Origin of the sequence: uncultured Pseudoflavonifractor sp. (genome assembly GCF_944387805.1) — a bacterium.
Lineage (GTDB): Bacteria > Bacillota > Clostridia > Oscillospirales > Oscillospiraceae > Pseudoflavonifractor.
Genome location: NZ_CALXGI010000018.1, coordinates 21,294 through 44,047, shown reverse-complemented (window position 1 = coordinate 44,047; position 22,754 = coordinate 21,294). Strand labels below are relative to the sequence as shown.

The 22,754-nt window shown below is 63.5% G+C and carries 19 protein-coding genes; 4 read left to right on the top strand and 15 right to left on the bottom strand.

From position 1 onward, the window contains the following. From Q0K06_RS06780 to Q0K06_RS06715, 14 genes are all read right to left on the bottom strand, one after another. A partial coding sequence (locus Q0K06_RS06780; protein ID WP_294550308.1) for an amino acid--tRNA ligase-related protein occupies positions 1-566 on the bottom strand: 566 nt, incomplete at its 3' end. Positions 567-623: 57 nt separating this feature from the next. Beyond that, on the bottom strand, positions 624-2,057 hold the full coding sequence (locus Q0K06_RS06775; RefSeq protein WP_294550304.1) for a hypothetical protein: 1,434 nt from the start codon (positions 2,055-2,057) through the stop codon (positions 624-626). A gap of 105 nt (positions 2,058-2,162) precedes the next feature. Beyond that, positions 2,163-3,584, bottom strand: coding sequence for a histidine--tRNA ligase (gene hisS / locus Q0K06_RS06770; protein ID WP_294550302.1), 1,422 nt, complete (start codon positions 3,582-3,584; stop codon positions 2,163-2,165). 896 nt (positions 3,585-4,480) lie between these two features. Then, a complete protein-coding gene (locus Q0K06_RS06765; protein ID WP_294550300.1) occupies positions 4,481-4,897 on the bottom strand; it encodes a methylglyoxal synthase in 417 nt (138 codons plus the stop codon). A gap of 16 nt (positions 4,898-4,913) precedes the next feature. Continuing rightward, on the bottom strand, positions 4,914-5,522 hold the full coding sequence (locus tag Q0K06_RS06760) for a zinc ribbon domain-containing protein (protein ID WP_294550296.1): 609 nt from the start codon (positions 5,520-5,522) through the stop codon (positions 4,914-4,916). Between the two features lie 94 nt (positions 5,523-5,616). Beyond that, entirely contained in the window at positions 5,617-6,354 is a 738-nt protein-coding gene (gene minD, locus Q0K06_RS06755; protein ID WP_294550293.1) for a septum site-determining protein MinD, read from the bottom strand. Positions 6,355-6,453: 99 nt separating this feature from the next. Next, a complete protein-coding gene (rsmG, locus tag Q0K06_RS06750) occupies positions 6,454-7,170 on the bottom strand; it encodes a 16S rRNA (guanine(527)-N(7))-methyltransferase RsmG (protein ID WP_294550288.1) in 717 nt (238 codons plus the stop codon). Between the two features lie 4 nt (positions 7,171-7,174). Next, the gene (locus Q0K06_RS06745; protein WP_294550285.1) at positions 7,175-7,546 is read right to left on the bottom strand and encodes a hypothetical protein; all 372 of its coding nucleotides are present in this window, start codon (positions 7,544-7,546) and stop codon (positions 7,175-7,177) included. A gap of 10 nt (positions 7,547-7,556) precedes the next feature. Then, complete coding sequence (gene mscL, locus Q0K06_RS06740; RefSeq protein WP_294550281.1) at positions 7,557-8,027, bottom strand: large conductance mechanosensitive channel protein MscL; 471 nt, start codon at positions 8,025-8,027, stop codon at positions 7,557-7,559. A gap of 614 nt (positions 8,028-8,641) precedes the next feature. Next, positions 8,642-9,946 (bottom strand): serine--tRNA ligase, encoded by a 1,305-nt coding sequence (gene serS, locus Q0K06_RS06735; RefSeq protein ID WP_294550278.1) that lies wholly within the window; start codon positions 9,944-9,946, stop codon positions 8,642-8,644. 83 nt (positions 9,947-10,029) lie between these two features. Then, positions 10,030-10,614 (bottom strand): hypothetical protein, encoded by a 585-nt coding sequence (locus Q0K06_RS06730; RefSeq protein ID WP_294550275.1) that lies wholly within the window; start codon positions 10,612-10,614, stop codon positions 10,030-10,032. Further along, positions 10,611-11,501 carry a ParB/RepB/Spo0J family partition protein gene (locus Q0K06_RS06725; protein ID WP_294550318.1) on the bottom strand — a complete coding sequence of 297 codons (891 nt, stop codon included), beginning with the start codon at positions 11,499-11,501 and terminating at the stop codon, positions 10,611-10,613. The genes Q0K06_RS06730 and Q0K06_RS06725 overlap by 4 nt, the downstream gene beginning before the upstream one ends. Before the next feature lie 39 nt (positions 11,502-11,540). Further along, a complete protein-coding gene (locus Q0K06_RS06720; protein ID WP_294550272.1) occupies positions 11,541-12,302 on the bottom strand; it encodes a ParA family protein in 762 nt (253 codons plus the stop codon). Positions 12,303-12,661: 359 nt separating this feature from the next. After that, positions 12,662-13,468 (bottom strand): ParB/RepB/Spo0J family partition protein, encoded by an 807-nt coding sequence (locus Q0K06_RS06715; RefSeq protein WP_294550269.1) that lies wholly within the window; start codon positions 13,466-13,468, stop codon positions 12,662-12,664. A gap of 240 nt (positions 13,469-13,708) precedes the next feature. Between Q0K06_RS06715 and Q0K06_RS06710 the strand changes: the two genes are divergently transcribed. The 4 genes from Q0K06_RS06710 to Q0K06_RS06695 all read left to right on the top strand — a co-directional run bounded on the left by Q0K06_RS06710 (position 13,709) and on the right by Q0K06_RS06695 (position 18,160). Beyond that, positions 13,709-15,346 (top strand): S-layer homology domain-containing protein, encoded by a 1,638-nt coding sequence (locus Q0K06_RS06710; protein WP_294550266.1) that lies wholly within the window; start codon positions 13,709-13,711, stop codon positions 15,344-15,346. Between the two features lie 4 nt (positions 15,347-15,350). Beyond that, positions 15,351-15,803: a GNAT family N-acetyltransferase gene (locus tag Q0K06_RS06705; RefSeq protein ID WP_294550263.1), complete on the top strand. Its 453-nt coding sequence runs from the start codon at positions 15,351-15,353 to the stop codon at positions 15,801-15,803. Positions 15,804-15,879: 76 nt separating this feature from the next. After that, complete coding sequence (locus Q0K06_RS06700) at positions 15,880-16,764, top strand: YitT family protein (RefSeq protein WP_294550261.1); 885 nt, start codon at positions 15,880-15,882, stop codon at positions 16,762-16,764. 46 nt (positions 16,765-16,810) lie between these two features. After that, on the top strand, positions 16,811-18,160 hold the full coding sequence (locus tag Q0K06_RS06695) for an acetyl-CoA hydrolase/transferase C-terminal domain-containing protein (protein WP_294550259.1): 1,350 nt from the start codon (positions 16,811-16,813) through the stop codon (positions 18,158-18,160). A gap of 540 nt (positions 18,161-18,700) precedes the next feature. On the opposite strand, the gene Q0K06_RS06690 is transcribed toward Q0K06_RS06695, so the two are convergent. Then, positions 18,701-22,726 (bottom strand): FtsX-like permease family protein, encoded by a 4,026-nt coding sequence (locus Q0K06_RS06690; RefSeq protein WP_294550256.1) that lies wholly within the window; start codon positions 22,724-22,726, stop codon positions 18,701-18,703. Positions 22,727-22,754 lie beyond the last annotated feature (28 nt).

Genomic DNA, 22,754 nt, shown 5'->3' with positions numbered 1-22,754 from the left:
CGGCTGGGCACCAGGTAGTCCCGGGCGCCCTCGGGGGAGGAGGCGGTCAGGATGGGGGTGGTGATCTCCATGAAGCCGTGGGCGGTCATGGCCTGCCGCAGGGCGGCCACCACGTTGCAGCGGAGGACGATGTTGTTCTTCACCTCCGGGTTGCGCAGGTCCAGATAGCGGTACTTGAGACGGGCGGACTCGTCGGCCTCACGGCTGCGGTTGATGGGGAAGGGCAGCTCGTTGTGGCGGCAGCGGCCCAGCACCTCGATCTTCCCGGGCACCACCTCGATGTCGCCGGTGGGCAGCTTGGGGTTCTTGCTGTCCCGCTCCCGCACCACGCCGGTGACCTGGATGGTGGACTCCTTGTTCAGGGCCTTGATGGTCTTGACCATCTCCTCGGTCTCGGCCACCACCTGGGTGGTGCCGTAGAAGTCCCGCAGCACTGCGAAGCCCAGGCTGGCGCCCACCTCACGGAAGTTCTCCAGGAAGCCCGCCAGGGTGACGGTCTGTCCCACGTGCTCCATGCGGAGCTCCCCGCAGGAGTGGCTGCGGTAGCAGGTACGCGCGTTATCCATGTAAAATCAACTCCAAATTGTAATATACAATGCTATAAATAACAAAAAGTATTCAAATTACCCCATCAGACGCTCCAGAAGGCTGTGGGAGTAGGGCTGGTCAATGGGCAGGGTGACGTTCAGATTGTCCAGCTTGAGGGCGCTGCCGCCGGCGGCGCAGAACCACACATCCAGCCCATCCGGGTTGGCGGGGGAGAAGGCGCACTGGATGGTGCGCTGCACGCTGTCCAGCAGGGTGAAGGCCAGCTGGTCGGCGCCGTACATATGGAAGGCCTCAACCTGGGGATCGGGGGGCCCCACAAACAGGGCACAGGTGTCCGCCCAGGCCACGGTCACGCCCCCCTTGCCCACGGTGATGTCGGCGGCGTCCAGGTTCCAGCCGGTGAGGGCGCTCATCTCAGAGAGCAGATGGCGCACCACCCCGGCGCTGTCGGCGGCCGGGTCCAGAGCGGTGGGGGCGGCGGCGTAGGAGGTGAAGGTGCCGTCGGCAGTGCCCACGTAGAGGGTGTAGTCCTGCGCCTGGGAGGCGGTCCCGCCCAGGTCCAGATAGCGGCTGTAAAACACCTGAATGTCCAGGTCCTTGTACTGCTCGGTGGCCATGTCCTTGGTGACGCCGAAGTAGGCCATGGCGCTGTTGGTCACATAGTCCTTGTAGGTCTCGCCGCTGCTCAGAGTGTTGGACCAGTTGAAGGCAACGCCGCCCTCGGCGCTGGCGTCCTCCAGCCCGGAAATCAGGCTCAGGGCGTGGGTCAGGTACATCCGGGCGGTGACGGTCCTGCCGCTGCCCTGGAAGTACACCGTGTCGGGCACGTCCAGGGAGGCCCACACCACGGCGTCAAAGGTGGGGGTGAAGGCGGTGCGCAGCTCCTCCCGGGCCACACGGGCCACCATGGCGGCGGCCTCGCTGCGGGTCAGGGTGTTGGCCCCGGCGAACATGCCGTACTCGTTGACGCCGGTGAGGATGCCCGCGTTGTAGAAGCGGAGCACGTCGGCGTCGCCGGTGTCGGGCAGGGCGGTGATGCTGTTGACGGCGGGGAGCTGCTCCGCGGGCAGGGCGGCGGCAAGCAGCTTGAGGAAGCCCAGGCGGGTGACGGTCTTATCGGGCTGGGACAGCAGGGAGAGCACCATGGCGTTATCCTTGGCCAGCGCCTTCAGGTAGTCCACCGCGCCGGTGTACCAGGGGGAACCGGCGGGATTGTCGAACAGGCCGTCGCCGCCGTCCAGGATTTCGGCCATGCGGGCGGCGATGGCCGCCGCCTCGGACACGGCCATGGTGCGGTAGGGCTCAAAGCCCTTGTCCGAGCCGGTGATGAGGCCGGTCTCGTAGCAGATTTGGGCGCTGGACGCAAACCAGCTGCCGGCGGGCACATCGGCGTAGCCGGGGTAGGTGTTGAGGGAGGGAAAGGCGCCGTCCGCGGACGCGGCCAGGGCGGGGGCGCCGGTGAGGGTGAGGGCCAGGGACAGGCCAAGGGCAATCAGCTTACGGTTCATATTGAAATCCTCCAGCAGATAGTCGTAGTGTCGCGGAAATCCGCGCTCTTTTCAGACGGAAACCGGGGGGTGAAAGTTCCCTTTTCGGGCGGGTTCCGGCCGCTGTCAGGCCTGAGTCAGCCCCAGTCCGCCCTTGTCCAGGATGGGCCGGTCATCCTTGGGACCGCTGAGGCAGTTTTTCACATAGGACACCGCGTCGGCCATAGGCAGGGTCACCTGCTTGTAGAAGCCCTGACTCTCCATATTGGCCTTCTCCTCCTCGGTGAAGCCGTCGCCCATGAGCAGGTTCTTCACCGTGACGGCGCCGGCCTTCACCTCGTCCTCGCCCAGGAAGGCGGCGAAGGGGATGGAGAGCTTGTTGGCGTAGCTGAGCTTCTGCTTGAATTTCTTCTGCTCGCAGTGGAGCTGGGCCCGGACGCCCTGAGCCCGCAGGGCGGTGGCAAAGGAGATGGCTGCGGACAGGTCCTCAGTCATGGGCAGGATGAGCACGTCGGCAGGGGCGGAATTGGCGGCGGGGTTGAGCATCTTCTGCTCCTGGAGCACGTAGAACAGCCGGGTCAGGCCGATGGAAATTCCCACTCCGGGGAGTTGTTTTTCGGTGTAATATTCCGCCAGGTTATCATAACGGCCGCCGGAGCAGATGGAACCCACCTCGGGGTGGTCCAGCATGACGGTCTCGTAGACGGTGCCGGTGTAGTAGTCCAGACCCCGGGCGATGGTCAGATCCACCATGAAGTGGTCGGCGGGCACGCCGAAGGCGGCCATGTACTTCACCACGGTGTTCAGCTCCTCCACGCCCAGGTCGAACAGCTCGTTCTTGCCCTTGAAGGGCTCCAGGGCGGCCATGGGGGCGGCGGCGGAGAGCAGGCTGAGCAGGGTGTCGGCGGTGTCGGCGGGTACGGCAAAGTCGTCCACCAGAATGGCCTTCACCTTGTCTGGACCAATTTTTTCCAGCTTATCGATGGTGCGCATTACGTCGCCGGAGTGCTGCTCCAGCCCCAGCAGGGCGAAGAGGCCGCCCAGCACCTTCCGGTTGTTCACCCGGATTTTGAACCGGTTCAGGCCCAGGGCGGTAAAGGCCCGGTAGATGATGGAGGGGATTTCCGCCTCATTGATGATGTCCAGCTTGCCGTCGCCGATGACGTCGATATCGGCCTGGTAGAACTCCCGGAACCGGCCCCGCTGGGCCCGCTCACCCCGGTAGACCTTGCCAATCTGGAAGCGGCGGAAGGGGAAGGACAGCTCATTGTAGTGGAGGGCCACATACTTGGCCAGGGGGACGGTCAGGTCGAAGCGGAGGGAGAGGTCGCTGTCCCCCTTCTGGAAGCGGTAGATCTGCTTCTCGGTCTCGCCGCCGCCTTTGGCCAGCAGGACCTCGCTGGCCTCAATGGCGGGGGTGTCCAGGGGGGTGAAGCCGTAGAGGGAATAGCTCTCCCGGAGGATGGCCACCATGCGGTCAAAGAGGACCTGATCCGCCGGCAGCAGCTCCATAAAGCCGGACAGGGTGCGGGGCTTGATACGATCCATCATAAAAACTCCTTTTGTATAGGGATAGGCCGCTGCTGCCGGGCCGCCGCAAGTGCGGCGACAAGCGTTTTGCGCAGCAAAACCTTGAAATTGACCGGATTCACTCCGGGCAATTTGAGTCAAATCAGGGGTCCCCGGCGAATCAGGGATTCGCTGGGGCATGCAGCTCCATAAAGCCGGACAGGGTGCGGGGCTTGATACGATCCATCATAAAAACGCCTTCTCTTTTATGGTGTGGGCACAGAAAGGACAAAAAAGCGCCTCCGTCCCTTGTTAATGGGACGAAAGCGCCTGCCTCCGTGGTGCCACCCATGTTCGGCGGGACGTCTCGTCCTGCCCTCTGTGCTCCTGTTACGGGGAGCGGGCCGTGGATGTCTCCATCCCCGCTGGTAGAGCCGTCTTTCCCAGGGTCCGGTCCGTGGGGCGCTTTCAGCCGGGGGCGTCCTTCTCTGTCCGGCGGATGGCCTGGTACTCATGCTCCGTCATAGCGGTGCTTTATCGCTGCATACAGCACAATAGTATCCCAAATCGGCCCCAATGTCAACTGTTAGCGGGCCAAAACCGGGAATTTCAGGGGCGGTGGAACCGGTATTCAATGCTGTACTGCAAGGTTGTTCGAGCAGAATCCGAAATACGGAGCAGAGACTTTGTAAAGCATTGCGATCGCCAATGAATTGCAGGGACTTGCAAGTCTGGGCGGGTAACGCCGCTCGTCCTCTCCCCACGAAAGGCGTACCGCCTTCCGCGGGGACCCCGTTTTCGCTGCGCTGGGCTTGTGCGGGGACCCCGAGGCTAAGGGGGCTTTTATCTGGCTGTCCACCGGACAGCCAGATCCCCGGGGGAAAGGCAAAAAAAGAACGCGCCGCCCGATGGTGCGGGGCGGCGCGGCGGAAGCATTACACAGTAAAGGGCTTGCTCTTGGGATTGATAATCTCCCGCCAATCCAGATCGCCCCGCTCCAGGCCGTGAATGAGCATCTCAGCGGTGCCCACGTTGGTGGCGTAGGGGATGTTGTACTGGTCGCACAGCCGGGTGATATAGTTCAGGTCGGCGTCCATATCGCTGGACTGAGGGTCGCAGAAGAAAAGAACCATGTCGATTTCGTTGTAGGCGATGCGGGCGCCAATCTGCTGGCTTCCGCCGTGCTGGCAGGAAAGGAAGAGGTATACCGGCAGCCCGGTGGCCTCAGCGACCAGCTTCCCCGTAGTATTGGTGGCACAGACGGTGTGCTTGGAGAGAATGCCGCAGTAGGCAATGCAGAATTGGACCATCAGTTCCTTCTTGCGGTCGTGGGCCATTAGGGCAATGTTCATCGGAATTCATCCTTTCTCAGATTATGGGGCCCAGCCCGGATATGATATGCCAGCCGCCGCCGTCATATTCCAAGGCTGCGTCCGGGAGCAGGGCGGTGGTCTGGGTTCCGTCGGCCCAGGTGAGCCGGACCAGGGCCGACCCCTGGCAGGCGGTGCCCGCAGGGTTGGTGTAGGACACAGTGGCGGTGATAAGCCGGGCGGACTGGAGGCGCCGGCCAACGTCCGTATCCTGGGGCAGCTGGAGGGCGGAGAGCAGGGCGGACTGCCCCTGGGCCGCGGTCATGGACTTCATGCCCGTCAGCTGGCTCAGGGTCAGGTCCATGGCCTGAGCGGCCCGCAGCCCGTCGCCGTCGGCCAGGCTCTCCACCAGCAGGGCCAGAGACCCCTCCGGGGTACTGGTCCTGGGCGCCGCGGCCCAGAGGAACACCCCCAGGGCGGCGGCCAGCGTGACTGCGGTCAGGGCCGCCGAGGCCGCTGCCGCCCTCCACCTGCCCTTGACCCGTGTTCCGGTCCGGGGCGGGGGAGGGGACCCGGCCTGAGCCGCCGGATTTTCCACCTTTGCGCCGCAGGATGTGCAAAACTTTAGACCGTCCTTCAGCGGCGCGCCGCATTTGGTACAGAACATAGCGCCTCCCGGGGCCGCATGGCCCATGATTCCGGGCCTGAGCTCGGAGGAGTTTCCACCCGCGGGACCTGCCCTGTGGGAAAACCGGGGCCGGTCAGCGGATGCGCATGAGGGGAACCCGCTCACCCAGCAGGCGGCGGGCGATGTTGAGATAGGCCACGGCGGCGCCCTTCCGGCTGGCCAGGATGATGGGCTTGCCCTGGTTGGCGGAGAGCATGACCTGTTCATCCTCGGGCACCACCCCCAGCAGGGGCAGGCCGGCGGCGTCCATGGCGTCGTCAATGGTGGTGTGGAGCCGGCGGAGCAGCTTGGGCTGCACCCGGTTGACCACCAGATGGATGGCGGGCAGCTGGCGGGAGAGGAGAGAGACCACACGCTGGGCGTCCCGGAGGGCGGAGGCGTCGGTGGTGGAGACCACAATGCCCCGGTCCGCCCCGCACACCGCCAGCCGGAAACCCTCGCCCATGCCGGCGGGGGAGTCCATGAGAATGTAGTCGTACTGCTCCCTGGCCCTGCGGATGAAGGCCTTCATCCGCTCCTCGCTGATGCCGGGGGGCAGGGTGAGAGGGGCGGTGAGGAGGTAGAGATTTTTGATGACCGGGTGGGGCACCGCCGCCCGCTTCAGGGAGCAGCGGCCCTCCAGCACGTCGGTGAAGTCCATGAGGGCCCGGTCGGTGAGCCCCAGGGAGATGTCCAGATTCCGCAGGCCGATGTCCATGTCGATGCACAGCACACGCTGGCCCAGGGCGGCCAGACAGGAGGAGACGCCCCCGGTCAGGGAGGTCTTTCCCGTCCCACCCTTACCGGACGTGACCACAACGGCGGTACTCATAGCGTCCCTCCAGTTCATACGGTGTTAGTATATCATAACGGGATTCAATTTCCAATGTTTTTTGTGCAAATATAACACAATAGTAACAATTGGCCCCATTTAGAGGGGGGCCTTTTGGAGCTTGGCCCACCGGCGGGGGTAGCCCTTGGGGGTGGAACCGGTTTTACGGATGAGCACCACCCGGTGGGTGACCCCTGCGCCGGGGATTTCATAGTCCCGCAGGGCCTCCACCCTGCCGCCCAGGCGGGCGATGGCGTTGGCCGCGCCGGAGAGCTCCTGGGTGCAGTCCACCGCCTTCATGGACAGGAACAGGCCGCCCGGTTTTACATAGGGCAGGCACAGCTCGGTGAGTATCCTCAGGTCGGCCACTGCCCGGGACACGGCAAAGTCAAACCCGTCCCGCCAGAGCGGCTCCAGGGCCTGCTCCTCCGCCCGGGCGTGGACGCAGGTTACGTCCGTCAGACCCAGCTGGCCGCACACCTCGCGGAGCCAGCTGACCCGCTTGCCCAGGCTGTCCAGCAGGGTGAGAGAGATGGTAGGTTCCAGAATTTTCAAGGGAAGGCCGGGGAAGCCCGCCCCGGTGCCCACGTCGATGACCCGCTTGCCCTTGAAGTCCACTCCCTCCAGAGTGAGCAGGGCGGCGGAGTCCAGGAAGTGGAGATCGGCCACCTTGTCGGGCTCGGTGATGGCGGTCAGGTTCATAACCTGGTTTTTCTCCAGCAGCAGCTGGCCGTATCTGGCCAGCAGGGCGGGGGCGGCAGGGGAGGGGAGGGGGACGCCCATGGCCGCCAGTCCGGCGGCAATTCGCTCTTCCATTCCGTTAACCTCCGAAGTTGGCCAGCAAGGCCGGAATTCCATTGATCAGGTTGACGATAATCAGGGCCAGGCACAGGGCGGTGATGAGAATCATCATGGCCCGGCGGGCGGGGGTGCGGCCCTCCTGGGGTGCGGTGACCCACAGGCACACCGCTGACGCCGCCCCGCCTCCCAGGGCGGGGATGAGCATCAGGGCGGCGATGCCGTGGAGATAGGAGCCGGTGCCGTACATGTAGGTCATGAGAAACACGATGATGACCATGTACACCACGCCCACCCAGGCCCAGATGCGCTTGAGGGGAGAAGCGGGGGTGTAGGGCTCCCGGGGCTGTTCCTCCTGGCCGCTGTTGGGGGTCTTGTTGTGTTCGTCAGACATAATGCGCTCCTTACTTCCCGGCGCTGCTGTCCTGCTGCTCCCGCAGCAGGTCCCGGATTTCGGTGAGCAGCTGCTCCTGGGTGGAGAGGGCCGGCTTGGCAGGGGCCGCGTCGGCGGCCTGCTCCTTCTTGCGCTGGAAGGCGTTGAGCCCCTTCACAATGCAGAAGATGATAAAGGCCATAATGAGAAAGTTGATGACCGCGTTGATAAAGCTGCCCAGCATAAGCTGGCCGCCGCCGGGGAGCTGAATGGTGAGGGAGGCGGCCAGGGCCTCGCTGTCGCCGGTAAAGATGCCCAGGACAGGGTTGATGATGTCGTTGACCAGGGAATTGACGATGGCCTGGAAGGCGCCGCCGATGATGACGCCTACCGCCAGGTCCATCACGTTGCCCCGGGCGATAAACTTGCGGAATTCGCCCAGAAAGCCGCGGGACTTCCGGTTGATGTCTTTGATGTTGTCTTTCATGTTCTTCAAGTGCATAACCTCAGTAAATTGTAATAAGAGAAGGGGAGAACCTTCCCATGTGAGAACTTGCCTCAATCAGAGCAGCAGATAAACCGCAGAGACTATGTGCGGCATTGAGATCGCCAATGAATTGCAGGGACTTACAAGCCTGGGCGGGTAACTCTGCTCGGGCAGAAGGGGAGCGGTACGCGGGGCACCGAACCGGCATAGTAACTGCTATCAAGTTTGGCGGGTCATTGGACACCACCGCCGCCGGACGTACTCTGAAAGGGGTCCGGGGAAACGGGCGCGTTTGGCCCTGAAAGGGCCCTTCCGCGCCTGTGTCCCCGGCGGCTTTTGGGTACTTTTCGCCGGTGAAAAGTACCCCGTCGGAGACCCGTCGCCGCAAGCGTCATATCGTTCGCGGCGTCCTCGCAAAGTCCGCTCTGTCTCGGAACGGCTTGAACGGCCATTCCTTGCACCGCTCCCTTGCTCGTCCTTTCCCCACCGGGCCATGAGCCCGGCGGGGACCCCGTTTTTGCTTCGCTGGGCTTCGGCGGGGCCCCCGAGAGGCCAGCCGCCACGGGTTAAGGAAGGGTTCTTTTTGTCTGGCTGTCCACCGGACAGCCAGACCCCCAGGGAAGGTATTTTTACTTCTTGGGCACCAGCAGCTCCTTGCCGCCCATATAGGGCTGGAGGACCTTGGGAATTTTCACCGTGCCGTCGGCCTGGAGGTTGTTCTCCAGCAGGGCGATGAGCATACGGGGAGGCGCGACGACGGTGTTGTTGAGGGTGTGGGGCAGGTACATCTTGCCGTCGGCGCCCTTGACCCGCATCTTCAGGCGGCGGGCCTGGGCGTCGCCCAGGTTGGAGCAGGAACACACCTCAAAGTACTTCTGCTGGCGGGGGGACCAGGCCTCGATGTCGCAGGACTTGACCTTCAGGTCGGCCAGATCGCCGGAGCAGCACTCCAGCTGGCGGACGGGGATGTCCAGGGAGCGGAACAGCTCCACGGAGTACTTCCACATCTGGTCATACCACTTCATGGAGTCCTCAGGCTTGCAGACCACGATCATCTCCTGCTTCTCAAACTGATGGATGCGGTACACGCCCCGCTCCTCGATGCCGTGGGCGCCCTTCTCCTTGCGGAAGCAGGGGGAATAGGAGGTGAGGGTCTGGGGCAGGGACTCCTCGGGAATGATCTGGTCGATGAATTTGCCGATCATGGAGTGCTCGCTGGTGCCGATGAGGTACAGGTCCTCGCCCTCAATCTTGTACATCATGGACTCCATGTCGGTCTGGCTCATGACGCCCTCCACCACGTTGCCGTGGATCATGAAGGGGGGGATGCAGAAGGTAAAGCCCTTGTTGATCATGAAGTCCCGGGCGTAGGCCAGCACGCCCTCGTGGAGCCGGGCGATATCCCCCAGCAGGTAATAGAAGCCGCTGCCGGACACCCGACCGGCGGAGTCCATGTCGATGCCGTCAAAGGACTCCATGATTTCCGTGTGATAGGGGATGGGGAAGTCGGGCACCACAGGCTCGCCGAACCGCTCTACCTCCACGTTGCAGGAGTCGTCGGGGCCGATGGGCACGGAGGGGTCGATGATATTGGGGATCTGGAGCATGATGTGGTGGATCTCCTCGGCCAGCCTGGTCTCCTGCTCCTCCAGCTGGGCCAGGCGGTCGGCGTTGGCCTTGACCTGGGCCTTGACGGCCTCGGCCTCCTGGAGCTTGGAGGGGTCCTTCTTGGCCTGGCCCATCAGCATGCCGATCTGCTTGGACAGGCTGTTGCGGCTGGCCCGCAGCTCGTTGGCCTCGGTCATGGCCGCCCGGTTGGCGGCATCCAGTTCCAGCACCTTGTCCACCAGGGGCAGCTTGGCGTCCTGGAATTTCTTTTTGATGTTCTCTTTTACGGCTTCCGGGTTTTCACGGATAAAACGAATGTCCAGCATGGATATGACACCTCATTATCATATTGTTATCGTGCGGGAGGGAGGTCCCGCGGAGAAATGTTTCACGTGAAACAGGGGCAGGCTCAGTCCAGCGCGTCTTTAATCTCCTGGTACTGCTGGGCGGGGGAGGGGTCACCCTCCCGGCCGGTGAGGGCCTTCTGGGGCAGGTATTGGGGCAGTCCGGCGGCCTCAAACTCCTCCGCCATGTTGGCCGCGTCGGTGTAGTAGCCGCGGGAGAACTGCCGCTGGATGCGCCAGAACCAGTCCATAGCCTCCAGAGCCTTCTGGGCATCCGCCTGGGCGGTCTGGGCCATGTCGGCGCTGCTCTGGGCGTTGGTGAGCTGATCCTGAGTATCCTCCAGCTCCTCCTGAAGGTTCTCCACCTGTCCCTTCAGGTCCTCCACCTGCTGGGACAGCTCGTCCTTCTCCTCAATCAGGTTATTGATGGAGTCAATGGCGTTGCTGGAGGTGGCCTTCAGTCCGGAGATAGCCTGCTCGTTGGCCCGCTGCTGCATAAAGTAGGACAGGAGGAGCAGCAGAAAGGCGGCGGCAAAGAGAATGGTCAGATACCCCATAACGGAGACTTTTTTGTGGGGCTTGGCGTGCTCCGCCTCGTGCTGGAGGGGCTGAGTCTCCAGCTCCTCCTTGTTGTGGTCCTGCTGATTCAAAGGGAAGTTCCTCCCTTCCCGCCGGAGGTCTGCTCCAGCGCTTCAAGAAGGGCGGTCAGGTCCTCGTCGCCGTAGTATTCCAGCTCTACCTTGCCCTTTTTGGCTCCCTGGACAATGGATACCTTGCGGCCCAGCCGGGCGGACAGGTCTTTGGCGGCGGCGTCCCGGTAGATTTTCATGGGGTCGGGGGCCGGCGCCGGATGTTCCGCCTCTTCGGCAGCCTGGCTAATGCGCTTGGCCATGGCCTCAGTCTGGCGGACGGACAGGTCCTCCTCCACCACCTTCTGGGCCAGCCGTTTTTGCAGCTCCCCGCCGGGGACGGACAGGATGGCCCGGGCGTGTCCGGCGGACAGCCTGCCCTCCTCCAGCAGCATGCGCACTGCGTCGGGCAGGGAGAGCAGCCGCATGGCGTTGGCCACGGCGGAGCGGGACTTGCCCACCTGCCGGGCCACCTCCTCCTGGGTGAGACCGTAGTCCTCCACCAGGACCTTGTAGCCGCCCGCCTCTTCAATGGGGTTCAAATCCTCCCGCTGGAGGTTTTCAATGAGACCCAGCTCCATAACCTTCCGGTCGTCGGCCTCAATGATGACGGCGGGCACCTCGGTAAGGCCCGCCTGCTTGGAGGCCCGCCAGCGGCGCTCTCCGGCGATGATCTGGTAGTAGCCGGAGGAGAGGCGGCGGACGGTGAGAGGCTGGATAAGCCCGTGGGTGCGGATGGACTCGGCCAGGTCGCTGAGGGACGCCTCGTCAAACCGCTTCCTGGGCTGCTTGAGGCCCGGCTCTACCTGGGAGATGGGCAGCATGACCGAGCCGCCCTCCTGGGTTTTCAGGGCGGCGTCGCCCAGCAGGGCGCCCAGGCCCTTGCCCAGGCCCCGGTCCTTGTTCACTGGCAAATCTATCATTCCTTTCTTTGAGGCGCAGCAGATTTACTTTTTGTTCTTCTCCATAACCTCCCGGGCCAGCTCCTGATAGGCTTCGGCGCCCCGGGACAGGCTGTCATAGGCGGTGACGGGCTTGCCGTAGCTGGGGGCCTCGGCCAGCCGCACATTCCGGGGAATGACAGTGGCGTACACCTGGCCGGGGAAGTGGCGCTTAACTTCCTCCGCCACCTGCATGGACAGGTTGGTCCGCCCGTCGTACATGGTGAGCACTACTCCCTCCAGCTCAATGGCCGGATTGAGGGAGCGCTTTACAATGCGGATGGTGGACAGCAGGTCGCTGAGGCCCTCCAGGGCGTAGTACTCGCACTGGACGGGCACCAGCACCGTGTCGGCGGCGCAGAGGGAGTCCAGGGTGAGCAGCTCCAGGGAGGGGGGACAGTCGATGAGAATATAGTCATATCGGTCGGACAGCTGGTCCAGGGCGTTTTTCAGAAGATACTCCCGCTTGTCAATGGCGATCATCTCCACGGTGGCGCCGGCCAGGGCTTTATTGGCGGGGATAACGTCGCCGTAGGGGGTCTCTACCACGGCCCGCTTCACGTCCGCGCCGTTGATGAGCACGTCGTAGATATTGGGGGAGGCGGTGGTCTTGTCCACGCCGAAACCGGAGGTGGCGTTGGCCTGGGGGTCAAAATCGCACACCAGTACCCGGGCGCCCTCCTCTTTTAAGGCGGCGGCCAGATTGACACATGTGGTGGTCTTGCCCACGCCGCCCTTTTGATTGACGATTGCAATGGTTTTAGCCATAGGGGCACCTGCCTTTTCACAGCGTTTGTGGGGCTGAAAAGCACCCTCCGGGCCGGAGCGGGCAGTGGTCTGCGTTCAGACATGCGGCAGGGCGGTTTGTTCAGCAGACATTATTATAATATTGATGTCCGCTTATTTCAACTGATTTTGCCCATGTTTCACGTGAAACATGCAGAATTGGGGCCTGAAGCAGAAAAAGCCCGGCGTGTTTCACGTGAAACACGCCGGGCGGGCACAGGAGCGCTGGAAGGAAGTGGGGGAGAGTGGAGAAGGTGACTTTGGGCCGTTTCAAAAGGGGAGTGCGGTGGAAGAGTGTGGGGACAAGTGGAAAACTCTCTGTGTTTCACGTGAAACACAGGTCACGCCGTCCGCTTGGGAATGCGGATGGTGAGCAGAATGGAGTCCTCAGTCTCCTGCCGCTGGCAGTCCGCGTCTACCCCGGCGGTTTTCATCATGGTCAGACCCTTGGTCACCGTATTGAGAAAAAACCGCACATCTTTAATTAAATAGGTAGGTCTCCGCCGCTTGGGCGGGGCAGGGGAGAGCAGGGACTCCACATAGGCCTCGGTCTTGGCCACGGTGAGATGCTCCCGGGCCACATACTGGGCGGCCTGCAGCTGGAGCTCCGGGTTCTCCAGCTTGAGCAGGGCCCGGGCGTGGCGCTCGGTGCATCCGGCCTCCAGCAGCAGCTTGAGCACCTGGGGGGGAAGCCGCAGCAGCCGCAGCTTGTTGGCAACCGCCGACTGGGACTTGCCAATCCGCCGGGCGGCCTCCTCCTGGGACAGGTTGTAGGTGCAGATAAGCCGGGACAGGGCGGCGGCCTCCTCCACAAAGTCCAGGTCCCGGCGCTGGAGGTTTTCCACCAGGGCCAGCAGGGAGGAGTTCTCCTGGTCCACCCGCAGGATGATGCAGGGCACCTCCTTCAGTCCCGCCATCCGGGAGGCCCGCAGCCGCCGCTCCCCGGATACCAGCTCATAGCCCCCGGCGGTCCTGCGTACCGACAGGGGCTGAAGCACCCCGTGCTCCCGGATGCTCTCGGCCAGCTCCTCCAGCCCCTCCTGGGAGAAATATTTCCTGGGCTGGTCCGGATTGGGCGCAATCAGGCTCTCCGGGAGAAAGCACACACGGTTGGTCTCATACAGTCCTTTTCTGCGCAGCAGCGCCATGGGCGGAACCTCCTTTGTAGAATGGGTGATACTGTTATCCATATTTTACCACAACAGAAGGAGAAACAAGGCGCAGCGGGTCGAACGGGAAATATTTTCCATTTTCTGCCGGAGAAGAAGCGGGATCAGGTATTTGCTCTTTTCTCCTGCCCGTGATTATGCTATGATGGTGACGAACGCAGGCCGCCCGGTTTGGAGCGGCCGGTGAGAGAATCCACCTGAGAGGGAGGTATTTCGACTATGAAGCATCGCGTTTCTGCCGCCCTGCTGGCGGTGTGCCTGCTGCTGTCCCTGCTGGCTGTCCCAGCCGCCGCCGCCGGGGGCTATTCTGACGTGCCACAGGGGGACTGGGCTGAAGAGGTCATCCGGAAGGCCACGGACTACGGCCTGATTAAGGGCAAGGGGGACGGCACCTTCGGCTATGGGGAGTACATGAACCGGGCCTCCTTTGTGATGGTGCTGTGCCGTATGTTCGGCTGGGAGATGGTAAGCCCGGACAAGCCCTCCTTCTCCGACTGCGCCCCGGGAGAGTGGTACTACGCCGCCGTAGAGACCGCCCTGGCCAACGGGGCCATTGACTCGGGGCTCTACTTCCGGCCCGGCGACGACATCAGCCGCCAGGATATGGCCGTCATGCTGGTGCGGGCCCTGGGGTATGAGAACCTGGCCCTGGCCCAGGCCTCGGCGGAGCTGCCCTTCTCCGATGTGACGGAGAACAAGGGGTATATCTCCCTGGCCTATGCCTTCGGCATTATCAACGGCGTGCCCCAGGCCGACGGCAGCCTGCGCTTCCTGCCCGGCCACTCCTCCACCCGCCAGGAGGCTGCGGCCATGCTGGTGCGGGTATACGAGAAGTACCACGCCGGCATCGACTTCCTCCACGGCTTCTACGCCATGAGCTCTTACAGCCAGATTGACAAGGCCGGGGAGATGGACGCGGTGAGCCTGGGATGGGCCCGCATGACCCTGGACGAGAGCGGCAGGCCCTGGCTGAATCAGACCTCCTCCGGCGGCAACGAGTGGGCGGTGCCCCAGGGGTCCGAGCTGGCCACCGGCGCGCTGAGTAAGGCCGGGGTGGACTATAACCTGAGCGTCTACGCCGCCGGCAGCGACCTGACCGCCATTCTCAGCGCCGGCAACCGCCAAAGCGTGGTGGAGCAGCTGGTGAAGGCCGCCGGGGACTACAACGGCCTGACCATCGACTTTGAGGGCCTGGGCGCCTCGCTGCGCACCTCCTTTACCCAGTTCATGACCGCCCTCCGGGCCGCACTTCCGGAGGGGAAGAACCTGTGGGTGTGCGTCCAGCCCGACGAGTGGTACGGCGGCTACGACTACAAGGCCCTGGGCGAGACCTGCGGCAAAGTGATTCTCATGGCCCACGACTACCAGGACACCAACCTGCCCCAGGGCTGGGTGGGCACCAGCCAGACCCGCAACGCCCCCGCCCCCCTGAACAAGGTATATGAGGCCCTGGTGTCCATCACCGACCCGGACACCGGCGTGGCGGACAAGAGTAAGATTGTGCTGGCTGTGTCCATCACCAGCGTGGGCCTGAAGGTGGACGGCAACGGCCTGCTGGCCTCCACCGACATCTACACCCCCGCCCCCGACACCCTGGCCGCCCGCATGGGGCAGTCCGACGCCGTCCGCACCTGGGACGCCGCCGCGGCCACCCCCTATCTCACCTATTCGGTGGACGGGGAGCACTACAAGGTGTGGTATGAGGACGCCCAGAGCATTCTGGCCAAGGTGAACCTGGCCCACATGTTCGGCGTGGACGGCCTGTCCATCTGGCGGCTGGGCATTATCCCGGACTACGCCGGCGTCCAGAGCTACGATGTGTGGGGAGCCGTCCAGGCCGCCCGGGCGGGGGAGTAGGCCCATGGAGTTTGCAGAGGTAGACGAGACAAACATCGCTCAGGCGGGGTATATCCACGCCGAGAGCTGGAAGGAATCCCACCGGGAGTTCTGCCCGGCGGAATTTGTGCGGCGGCACACCCCGGAGGCCCAGGCGGAGTATCTGCGCCGGGAGCTGGCCGCCGGAAAGCAGGTCTGGATGCTGCTGGCCCCCCGCCCGGTGGGGATTGTGTCGGTGAAGGACAGCCTGATTGAAAATCTGTACGTCCTGCCCCGGGAGCAGAACAGGGGATACGGCACGGCGCTGCTGGAATATGCCGTCCGCCATTGCGAGGGCACGCCCACCCTCTGGCTGCTGAACATCAACCAGGGCGCATACCGGCTCTACACCCGGAAGGGCTTTCAGGAGACGGGAAACCGAAGGCGGCTCAGTGCGCAGCTCAGCGAAATAGAGCTTGCCCGGTATGGGAAGAAATAAGGAAGAAATGCAGGCGGCGTTTGAGAAGACGGGCCGCTTGGCCGGTTCCGCCTCGAAAACAACAGGAGTGAACAAAATGAATCACAATACTGCCCGGGAAGAGGGCAAAGGGGCCAGAATGGCCAGAGAATTTATCATGATGACCCTGGGCACCTCCCTGGTATCCGTGGGCGTGTACTTTTTCAAGTTCCCCAACAACTTCTCCATGGGCGGCGTGTCCGGCCTGTCGGTGCTGCTGGGGGGGCTGTTTCAGTCCACCTGGCTCACCCCCTCCACCTTCAATACCATCATCAACACCCTGTTCCTGGTGCTGGGCTTTATTTTTCTCAACAAGGGCTTTGGCCTGAGGACTGTGTACTGCTCCCTGCTCTACGCCGGGCTCATCCAGCTCTTTGAGGCGGTGGTGCCCCTGTCGGGCACCCTGACCACCAACAAGATGCTGGAGGCCTTCTTTGCCATCATTCTGCCCGCCCTGGGCTCGGGCATCCTGTTTAACCTGAACTCCTCCACCGGCGGCACCGATATTGCCGCCATGATTCTGAAAAAATACACCGGCATGGACGTGGGCCGGGCCCTGCTCATGTCGGATATCATCATCGCCGGCGCGGCCCTGTTTATCTTTGACATTGAGACCGGCCTGTTCTCCCTGCTGGGTCTGGTGCTCAAGTCGGTGCTGGTGGACAGCGTTATCGAATCCCTCAACCGGCGCAAGAGCTTTACCATCATCACCTCCAACCCTGAGCTGGTGTGCGAGTACGTCACCAAGACCCTGGGCCGGGGCGCCACCGTGTGGGAGGGCCAGGGGGCCTACACCCACCAGACCCACTACGTGGTGCTCACCGTTCTGTCCCGGGGCCAGGCGGTGGTGCTCCGCCGCTACCTGAAAGAGCACGACCCCTCCGCCTTCCTGCTGGTGGCCAATTCCAGCGAAATTTTCGGCAAGGGCTTCCTCCGGGCGTGAGGGCGGCAAATCCCTGAAATTCTGATTACGATAAGGAATAAACTGCATGAATGATGTCGAACTGTATTTGAAAAAGCGGCGTACCGCCCGGGAGGCGGTGGACTGCATCCGGTCCGGGGACTGGATTGACTACGGCTTCTGCGGACAGATGCCCCGGGACCTGGACCGGGCCCTGGCGGAGCGTCTGGCGGAGGAGCCGGAGCTGACCGGCCTGAATTTCCGGGGCGGCCTGGCCCTGCGGCAGCCGGCGGTGACCGCCCTGCCCGACGCGGCGGAGCGCATCACCTGGAACTCCTGGCACTGCTCGGCCATTGAGCGGCGGCTGATGGAGCAGGGGATCTGCTACTACGCCCCCATCCGCTTCTCCGAGATGGCCCGGTATTACCGGGAGAACGTGGAGCGGGTGGACGTGGCCATGATCCAGGTCTCCCCCATGGACAACCACGGCTTTTTCAGCTTCAGCCTGAACACCACCTATCTGGCCGCCATGCTGGAGCGGGCCCGCACCATCATTGTGGAGGTCAACCCCAGGATGCCGGTGGCCTTCGGCGGCCTGGGCACCGCCATCCACATCTCCCGGGTGGACATGGTGGTGGAGGGGGAGGGCCACGAGCTGGACCAGCTCCCCACCACCCAGCCCACCCGGGAGGACCAGGCGGTGGCCCGGCAGATTGTCTCCCTCATCCCCGACGGGGCATGCCTCCAGCTGGGCATCGGCGGCATGCCCAACGCAGTGGGGGCTCTGCTGGCCCAGTCCGATTTGAAGGATCTGGGCGTCCACACCGAGATGCTCACCGACTGCGTGGTGGACCTGGCCGAGGCGGGCAAGCTCACCGGCCGGAACAAGAACCTGGACCGGGGCAGCGCGGTGTTCACCTTTGCCGCCGGCACCCGGCGGCTGTACGATTTTATCGACCGCAACCCCACCTTTATGGTGGCCCCGGTGGACTACGTCAACGACATCGACGTCATCTCCGCCCACGGCAACATGATCTCCATCAACAACACCATGGAGGTGGACCTGTTCGGCCAGGTGTCCGCCGAGACCATGGGCACCCGGCACATCAGCGGCTCCGGCGGGCAGCAGGACTTTGTCCTGGGGGCTTACCGGTCCAAAGGGGGCAAGAGCTTCATCTGCTGCTCGTCAGTCTATACGGACCGGCAGGGCAGGGCCCACAGCCGCCTGGTGCCCACCATCGCCCCGGGCAGCGTGGTCACCACCACCCGCACCAATATTCACTACCTGGTCACCGAGTACGGCATGGTGAACCTGAAGGGCCTGTCGGCCTGGCAGCGGGCCGAGGGGATTATCTCCATTGCCCACCCGGACTTCCGGGAGGAGCTCATCGCCGCGGCGGAGAAGATGCACATCTGGCGGCGGTCCAACCGCCGCTGAGCTTCCACAAAAGCGGCATAATATGTGGATAACCCCCAGCCCCGGAGCACGGCAAGCCGTGCCCCAGAGCTGGGGGTTTGTTTTTTCTGAGCGAAAGGCTCGCTCAGGCACAGATTAAATAAGGCGCAGAGATTCTGTGCGGCATTGAGAAAAGTAATTGAATTGAAACTACTTACAAGTTTAGGTGGGTAACTCTGCACGGGCAGGAGGGAAGCGGCACGCAAGGCACCGAACCGGCAAGCAACTGCTTTCAAATACGGTGGCCGATGAATAGCACCGCCGCAGGACGCGTCCCTGAAAGGGGGTACCAGGGGGAAACGGGCGCGTTTGGCCCTGAAAGGGCCCCTCCGCACGTCGTCGCCGCAAGCTTCATATCGTTCGCTTCCCCGCAGAGCGGGAAAGCTCATTCATTTCGCTGCGGCTCCTCTCCCCACCAAACCCGCTTTGCTGGGCTTTGGCGGGGGCCCCTTTTTCCGGCGGCTTTTGGGTACTTTTCGCCGGTGAAAAGTACCCCGTCGGAGGCCGTTTCCCCACCGGCTTTTAGTCCACCGTCTTGAGGGACTCCACCATGTCGATTTTCTTCAGCTTTTTCCGGGAGATGATGTTGACCAGAAGGGAGAACACTGCGGTGAGGGCGGCGGCATACACATAGCTCATAACCCCTGCGTCCCGGCCGAACATAACCATGTCAATCTCCACCGTAATGATAAGCCACTGGTGGAGGAACTTGCCCAGCACCAGGCCCAGCAGGATGCCGAAGATGGTGAGGAAGATGTTCTCCCGGTAGATGTAGGCGTTGAGCTCGTTGGTGTAGAAGCCCAGCACCTTCAGGGTGGCCAGCTCCCGCATGCGCTCGGTAATGTTGATGTTGGTCAGGTTGAAGAGGACCACAAAGGCCAGGGCGGCGGCGGACACGGTGATGACCACCACCGCGTAGTCCACGCCCTTCATGCCCTTGATAAAGGTGTTTTTGGTGCTCTCAATGCGGCTGACCGACGACACGCCGGACAGGGGAATGAGCTGCTCGGCCACGGCGTCGGAGCTTTCCTCCGTGTCCTCGGTGTAGGTGACCATCAGGCTGTTGATTTCAGAGGCCTGGCCGAAGAGGGATTCGTAGCACGCCTCAGTGATGTAAACGTAGTGAAACACATAGTTTTCCGTCAGGTCGGTGATGATGACCTCCGCCCGGCGGTTGTCCCCGTCCACCAGGGTGATGGTGTCGCCCACCTTTACGTCCAGCAGGGAGGCCAGCTTTTCCGTAATGACCGCCCCCTCCTCCGGCAGGGTCACCGGGTCGTTGTCCAGCCGGTGGCGCAGGTGGATGAAGTCATTGAACCGATCCTGGTCGGACACGGTGAACAGGTATACGTTGCTGTCCAGGCTGCGGCTGCCGCTCTCGGCGGTGATGGGCTGGTTGGATACAGGCATCCACTCGGACACCAGATCGCTGCCGTCCAGCACGGCGGAGATTTCGGTCAGCTCGTCGCCGGTGATATTGTCCATCAGGCTGACCTGGGCGCTGTACGGGGTAATCTCGTCGTACTGCTTGTCAAACACGTCGTACAGGGAGTTGCGTACGCCAAAGCCGGTGATGATCAGGGCGGTGCACCCGCCGATGCCGATGACGGTCATCCAGAACCGCTTCTTGTACCGGAACAGGTTGCGCATGGTCACCTTCCAGGTGAAGGACATCCGCCTCCACACCGGGCGAATCCGCTCCAGCAGCACCCGGCGGCCGGGCTTGGGACTCCTGGGCCGCATAAGCTGGGCGGGCACTGCGGTGAGGGCGGCAAAGCAGGTGGCAAGGGCCGTGCCGGTGACGCACAGCACCGCCGCGCCAACCGACAGCACCGCCACGTCGGGCAGCAGGAAGAGCTCCATGTCGCCCACGGTGTAGAGCACCTTCCAGGCGTTGAAGATGATAGTGGGGATAAGGGTGACGCCCAGGGCCAGGCCCAGCAGCCCGCCGAAGAAGGAGGACAGGAACCCGTACCCCACGTATTTCATCGCAATGGCGCTGCGGCTGTACCCCAGGGCCTTCAGGCCGCCAATCTCCACCCGCTGGTCCTCCACCATGCGGGTCATGGTGGTCAGGCACACCAGGGCCGCCACCAGGAAGAAAATCAAGGGGAACACGCTGGCCAGGTTGCCCATGCGCTCGGCGTCCTGCTGGTAGGACACATAGCCCACGTTGGTGTTCCGGCCCAGGATGTACCACTTGCAGTCCTCAATCTCGGCCACCTCGCGGCGGGCGTCGTTGAGCTCCTGCCTGGCTTCGGACAGCTTCTCGTCCGCCTCTGCCTTGCCGTCGGCGTACTCCTGCTCGCCGTCCAGCAGCTCCTGGTAGCCGTCGTCCAGCTCTTTCTTGGCGTCCTTGAGCTCCTGCTCCGCGTCGGCCAGCTCGCCGGGCAGGGCGGCCTTGGCCTCGGCCAGTTCGGCCGCGCCGTCGTAGTACTGCTGCCAGCCGTCGTCCAGTTCGGCGCGGGCGTCCACAAGCTCCTGTTCACCGTCCAGAATCTCCTGCTTGGCGTCCTCCAGCTCGGCCCAGCCGTCAGAGAGCTCCTTCTGGCCCTCGGCGGCCTCCTTCCAGCCGTCGTCCAGCTCCCTGCGGCCGTCGGCGAGCTGCTTCCAGCCGTCCTCCAGCTGCACCCGGGACTCAAACAGGGTCTGTTCCGCCTCCTGGGACTGCTTCACACCTGCTTCAAACTCTGCCCGGGCCTCGTCCACCGCCTTCTTGCCCTCGTTGTACTGCGTCCAGCCGGCGGAGAGCTGGGCGGAGGCGTCAGCGAGCTGGGCCTCGCCGGCGGCGATTTCCGCCTCGCCGGCGGCAAAGAGCCCGGGGATGCTCTGGCTGAAAAAGGCCTTCAAGGGCTCCGGATTGGGTTCCACCGGGTTGCCCTCGCCGTCCACGCCCCCGGCAGCCGCCGCCAGGGCGGCGGTCAGCTGGGCAATCAGGCCGTCGGCCTGCTCCTGAGTCATGAGCCCCTGGTCCACCATGTCCTGGAACTGGCCGGTGAGGGCGCCGCTGCCCCCCGCCATGTTCAGCAGGGTAACAATGGCCTGGCCGTCGGCCGCGGTCCAGGGGGTAGCCGGGTCCAGAATGGCCTCCGCGCTGGTGAGGGCGGTGCCCGGGCTGAATATGGGCAGCACCTGGGCCAGGGTGCCCAGCTGGGCGTTCAAATCCTCTTTTGCCTTGGACAGGGCGGCCCTGCCCGCCTCCAGCTGGGCCTGGCCGGCGGAGAGCTGGGCCCCGCCGTCCTGAAGCTGGGCCAGCGCGCCGGCCAGCTCCGCCTCGGCGGCCATCAGCTGTCCGCCTCCGTCCTCCAGGGCCGCCAGGCCGTCCTGATATGCCTGCCAGCCCTCGTCGTACTCCTGCTGGGCGTCGGAGAGGGTCTTGTAGTTCTCGCTGTACACGGCCTCGCCGTCCAGCAGGTCCTGATACCCCTGGTCGTACTCGGCCTTGCCGTCCTGCCACTCCTTTACGCCGTCCCAGTATGCGGCCTTGCCGTCGGCCATCTTCTGCACGCCGTCGGCGTACTCTTTCTCGCCGTCCTCCAGCTCCTTCAGAGCGTCGGGCAGCTCAGCCTCCCCGTCGGCAATCTGCTGCCACGCGTCCGCCGACTCCTGCTCATAGGTCGCCAGCCCGTCCTCATACTCGGCCAGTCCGTCGTAGTACTCCTCCCAGCCGTCGTCCAGCTCCTGCCGGGCGTCGGCAAGCTCCTGGCTGGCCTGGGCCTCCGCGTCGTCAAACTCCTTCTGGGCGTCGTCCAGTTCCTTGTTGGCCTCGTCAATGACCTCGTCGTACCGCAGGTCGGCCCGCTCATCCCCCAGCGGCTCCAGGGCATCCAGCAGGGCGTCCATCCGGTCGCCGTACGCGTCGTCGTAGCAGTACAGGTCTTTTGCCCAGGACACGGTCAGGTAGGCGTCGGTGTAGGTCTCCATATCAAAGGCGCCCTTGGGCAGCAGCACGAATCCGTTGACCCGGCCGGTGCCCAGGGAGGAGGTGCCCCGGTCGGTGGACAGGTAGAGGGGGGAGTTGGCGGTACCCACGATGGTAAATTCCTCCACCGCCAGGGCGTTCTCATAGTCGCCGGTGCCGGTGTCAAAGGAGAGTTTGTCCCCGATGGACAACCCGGACTGCTCCAGCAGCAGGGGCTCCACCAGGCACTCGTCGTCCGCCCCGGGCATGCGGCCCTCCACCAGTTCGGGGGTATTGATGCCCTGCTCCGACAATGACACCAGCTTGACCACCAGATCGTTGCTCTCCAGGTGGAGAATGCCGTCGGCGGTGTAGCACCCCTCGGCGGCGGAGATGTCCTCCAGGGAGGAGAGGTAAGCGATATCGTCGTCAGTCAGGCCCAGAGTGGACAGCACGTGGAGGTCCATCAGGTTGTGATGGTCGTAATATCCGTCGGCGGTGTGCTCCATCACCGGGGCGGTGGTGCGCAGGCCGGACAGAAAAGCCACCGCCAGGGCGGACAGCAGCAGCAGGGAGAGAAAGCGGCTCCTGGTCTTTCCGATCTCCCGCAGCGCGTCGGTAATCAGGCGGTTGTGCTTGGGTCTCATGGGAGAAATCCCCTCCTTTCGCGGTGTT